Annotated in this window: 4 protein-coding genes; all 4 read right to left on the reverse strand. The window is 77.1% G+C overall.

What is annotated here, in order from left to right:
- A partial coding sequence (locus ACFXAM_RS37860) for a DUF4184 family protein (protein WP_380298382.1) occupies positions 1–602 on the reverse strand: 602 nt, incomplete at its 3' end.
- A 69-nt stretch (positions 603–671) separates the two neighbouring features.
- A complete protein-coding gene (locus tag ACFXAM_RS37865; RefSeq protein ID WP_380298383.1) occupies positions 672–1,739 on the reverse strand; it encodes an NUDIX domain-containing protein in 1,068 nt (355 codons plus the stop codon).
- A 384-nt stretch (positions 1,740–2,123) separates the two neighbouring features.
- Positions 2,124–3,014, reverse strand: coding sequence for a C40 family peptidase (locus ACFXAM_RS37870; protein WP_380298385.1), 891 nt, complete (start codon positions 3,012–3,014; stop codon positions 2,124–2,126).
- A 216-nt stretch (positions 3,015–3,230) separates the two neighbouring features.
- Positions 3,231–4,655 (reverse strand): acyl-CoA synthetase, encoded by a 1,425-nt coding sequence (locus ACFXAM_RS37875; RefSeq protein ID WP_380298387.1) that lies wholly within the window; start codon positions 4,653–4,655, stop codon positions 3,231–3,233.
- Between the last annotated feature and the right edge of the window lie 149 nt (positions 4,656–4,804).

Here is a 4,804-nt window from a genome sequence, read left to right on the forward strand (position 1 = left end):
CGGCGGGCCCGGTCCGACGGCCCGTCGGCCGGCCGGACCGGCTCCACCGCCCGGGCCCGCCGCACCGCGTGGCGCGCCACCGCGGCCAGCGCCGGCACCGAGGTGCCGTACTGCAGCACCTCGTACAACGGCGGGCCGCCCGCCACCGGCCGCTCCAGCGCCGGCAGCAGCCGGGCCCCGAACCGCCCGGCGTGGGTGAAGCCGTCCCAGCCGACGTGGCTCGCGGCCCCGACCGCCGCCGAGAGCGCGAACCACCCGAGGTCCGCGCCGGACGGCCGGCCCCGCCCGGCCCGGCGGGCCGTCAGCGCCTCGGCGGCGCCCGCCCACCGACCGGGGAGCAGCGCGACCAGCGGCCCGCGCACCAGTCCGTGCCAGCCCGCCACCAGACCGGCGGCGAGCGCCACGTCCAGCGTCGGCACCGCCCACCAGCGGTGGGTGGCGCCGCCGTACCGGTACACGCCGGGCAGCAGCGATTCGGCGAAGAACGGCACGTCGGGCGCCAGCGATCCGGCGACCAGCGCCGACGCGACCAGCGGACCGCGCCCGCCCGCGGCGCGCAGCAGGGGCAGCACGGCGGCCGGGTGGCTCAGGGTGAACGGCATGCCCTCATCCTGCCGCCGTGCGGCCGTGCCCGTCACCCGCGGGCGCCGCCGCGTCCGGGCCTGGCGGGCTCACGCCGCGTCGGCGGTCCGCGTCAGCCCCACCCCGGCCCGGCGACCGGCCTCCAGGTAGCGCAGTTCGCCGCAGCGGCGGGCGTCCAGCGCAGCGGCCAGCCGCCGGTGGCGGCCCGGGGGCAGCAGTCCGGCGGCCTCGTCCAGGCTGACGAACCGCCAGCCGCGCAGTTCCTCCTGCTGGAGCAGCAGCCCCTGCCGGGCGGTGGCGTCCAGGAGTCCGCCGTCGTAGACCAGGCGCAGCCCGCCGCGGCGCGGGCCGGTGCGCGGCTCCCAGTCGACGGCGAGCAGGCGCAGCGCGGCCGGGTCGAGGCGCAGGCCGAGTTCCTCGGCGGTCTCGCGCAGGGCGGCGTCGGTGGGTGCCTCGCCGCGTTCGACGACGCCGCCGGGGAACTCCCAGTCCGGTTTGTAGACGGGGTCGACGAGCAGCACCCGGTCCTGTTCGTCGAAGAGCAGGACGGCGGCGGCCACGGTGTCCCCGGTCGGGTCGGGGGTCTGCACGATCGGGCAGCGGGCGGAGCCGTCGCCCACCAGTTGGGCGAGCCGGGCGGCGGTCTCGCGCGGGGTGAGGCCGGAGGTGTCGACGAGCCGGGCGTCGCGGCGCAGCCAGCGGCGGGCGGCGCGGTAGCGCGGCAGGTGGTCCAGGCACCACTGGCGGATCCGCTCGCTGCGTTCCGGGTCGTCCGGGATCTCCTCGCGCCGGGCGATGCGCTCGCGCAGGATCGTTTCTTCAGCGTCGAGGACGAGATGGTGCACGGCGATGCCGTTCGAGGCGAGCGACCCGAAGATCTCGTCCCGGTAGTCCTCCCGCAGCAGCGTCATCGGGACCACCAGCGGTCCCGGCACCTCACCGAGCAGTGCGGCCGCCGTCTCGGGGACGAGCCGGCGCCAGGCCGGCAGGTCCTGGAAGTCCGACACCGCCGCCATCCGGTCGGCCGGCAGCATCGCGCGCAGTCCGAAGCCCACCAGCTCGGGATCGAAGAGCATGCTGCCCGGCAGCAGTTCCACCAGCTCGCGGCAGGCGCTGGTCTTGCCCGCCCCGAATGTGCCATTGACCCAGACGATCACTCACGCCCCCATGTTCTCGACCTCCCCCGGCGCCGTTCGCACCGGGCGGCGCCCCCGTCAGTCGTGCCGGCGCCACCCGAGGTGGTACCCCGGCCGCGCCGGTCCCCATACCTCCACGTGCGTGCCGCTCATGGCGGTTCCCCGTTCCGTTTGACAGGGGCATGTGCCCAGGTCAGAGGGCCTGCGACGGTTCCCGTACGACCCCCGGGGCGCCGGAGTGCGCCTCCCCGCCACCGTAGTCCGGCCGTGGTGCGCGCGCCCCCGCCGCACCTCTCACGCCCTGTGGGGCGCGGGTCTCCCCCGTCGTTCGGCGGCCGCGTCGGACCGCCCCGCCGGCGCCGGGCCGCCGTGGCCCGGGCGCCGGCGGGGCCGTGCGGCCACGCCTCAGGGCCGGCCCATGTGGGTCGGGTAGTAGCCGCTGCTGATCCGCGAGACCCGGATCGAGGTCCCGGGCCGCGCGGCCTCCACGTACTGGTTGTCGCCCAGGTAGATCGCCACGTGGTGGATGCCGCGCGCGGTGCCGTCGTCCGACCAGAACAGCAGGTCGCCGCGGCGCAGCTGTCCGGCCGTCACCGGCGTGGTGGCCGCGTACTGGTCGTTGGCGACCCTCGGCAGGGAGATGCCGCCGCGCCGGAAGGACTGCTGGACGAGGCCCGAGCAGTCGTAGCCGTCCGGCCCGTTGCCGGCCGTCCGGAACGGCTTGCCGCGCTGGGCGAGCGCGAACTGCACCGCCGTCTCGACGTCACGGTCCGCCGCCGGGGCGGACGCCGAGTCCGCCGACGAGGAGCCCGAGCCGCTGCCCGAGCCACCGGTGCGCGCCAGGTAAATGTCGTAGTGCGAGGTCCAGCGCCACTGGCCCTGGCTGTTGCGGAACCAGTACCGGGAGCCGTCCCACCCCTGGGTGATCCCCCCGGCGGAGCCGGCCGCCCGCGTGCCCGACGTCCCCGAGCCGGAGCCCGAGCCGCCGGTGCGCGCCAGGTAGACGTCGTAGTGCGAGGTCCAGCGCCAGTGGCCCTGGCTGTCCTTGAACCAGTACCGCGAGCCGTCCCATCCGGCGTGGGCCGGCGCCGGCTCGGCCGCCGCGGTCCCGGCCGAGGTGCCGAGGCCGATCACGCCGGCGCCGGCCGCGATCACGGCCACCAGGCCTATCCCCCGGCGGATCCGCGCCGCACGGGAAGGGCGGCCGCCCGCCGCCGGACGGGGGGTGGGGTCTGCGGTGTGCTGCTCGGTCGCGTCGTCGGCGGCACCCGGTGCGCCGGTGTTGACGGTCGTCATGCTGCTGTCTTCCTTCGCTGATCGCGCCGGTCGCCTCGATCGCGCCGAACGCTGGGAGCTGAACGCTGGACGCGGTGCGCGGGGCCTCACCGGCCCCGGCCGCGCCGCTTGTCACGTTAGGCACGCGTTCGCTCACGGCGCGCAGTGGAGTGCGCCAAAGGAAGGCTCACGGAAGGTGAGCGACCGTCATCCGACCCGGCGCCGGATGACCGCCCGTCACCCGTGTGCCGACTCCGCCGGCAGCTGCTTCTTCAGCACCTTTCCCAGGGCGTTCCTGGGCAGTTCGGGCACCAGCACCACCCGTCGGGGCCGCTTGTGCACCGAGAGGCGCTCCGCCACAAAGGCCGTCAGCTGTTCGCCCGTCACGGAACCCTCCGGAACGACGTACGCCACGATCGCCTGGCCGAGGTCGTCGTCCGGCACGCCGACCACGGCGGCGTCGGCCACCGCCGGGTGGTCGCGCAGCGCCGCCTCCACCTCGCCGGCGCCGATCCGGTAGCCGCCACTCTTGATCAGGTCGACGGAGGCGCGCCCGACGATCCGGTGGAAGCCGTCCGCGCCGATCACCGCGACGTCCCCGGTGCGGAACCAGCCGTCGGCGGTCCAGGCCTCGGCGTCGGCGTCCGGCCGGTCGAGGTAGCCCCGGAACAGGGTGGGCCCGGCGACCTGGAGCTCGCCGACGCTCTCGCCGTCGTGCGGCACCGGCCCGCCGTCCTCGCCGACCAGCCGGGTGCGCACCCCGGCCACCGGCAGGCCGACGCTGCCGGGGCGGCGCTCGCCGTCGGCCCGGGTGGAGACGGTGATCAGCGACTCCGTCATGCCGTAGCGCTCGATCGGGGCGTGGCCGGTCAGCGCGGCGATCCGTTCGAACACCGGGACGGGCAGCGGGGCGCTGCCGGAGACCAGCAGCCGGGCGGAGGCGAGCCGGGCGGCCGCCTGGGGGTCCCCCGCCACCCGGGACCAGACGGTCGGCACACCGAAGTAGAGGGTGCCGCCCGCCGCCGCGTACCCGGCGGGGGTGGGCCGTCCGGTGTGCACCAGCCGGCTGCCGGTGCGCAGCGCGCCGAGCACGCCGAGCACCAGGCCGTGCACGTGGAACAGCGGCAGGCCGTGCACCAGGGTGTCCTCGGCGGTCCACTGCCAGGCGTCGGCGAGCGCGTCGAGGTCGGCGGCGACGGCGGAGCGCCCGATCACCGCCCCCTTGGGCGCGCCGGTGGTGCCGGAGGTGTAGAGCACGAAGGCGGTGGCCGCGGGGTCGGGCTCGGCGTACGTGGTGGCGGAGCGCTCGCGCAGGTCGACCGGGAGGCCGGCGATCCCGGCGTCCTGCGGCGGGGTGTCGGCGGCGGCGTGGGCGAGCAGGGCGGCGCCGGAGTCGCGCAGGATGTGGGCGCGCTCCTTGGGCCCGGAGTCGGGCGGCAGCGGCACCACCGGCACCCCGGCGAGCAGGCCGCCGACGACGGCGGCCACGGTCTCGGCGGTGGGCCGGGCCAGCACCGCGAGGGCCGGGGCGCCGGCCACCCGGTCGGCGACGGCGGTGGCCGCACCGAGCAGCTGCTCGCGGGAGAGCCCGGGGCCGTCGGAGATCCGCAGTGCGTCGCCCGAGTCGTCCGGGCCGCCCTGAAGCGCCGTCAAGAGTGTCATCCGTCTGCCCTCGCCCCTGTCCACGATGTCCACGATGGTCGGCGGCGCGCGACGGTCCGCGACCGCGCGCCGCCGACCGACTCTACGGGCCGCGGGCCACCGGGCGGGGTCCGGGCGAAGGACGGCGGGGGCGGGGCCCCCGGGGCACC

The sequence above is a fragment of the Kitasatospora sp. NPDC059462 genome (genome assembly GCF_042749955.1).
Lineage (GTDB): Bacteria > Actinomycetota > Actinomycetes > Streptomycetales > Streptomycetaceae > Kitasatospora.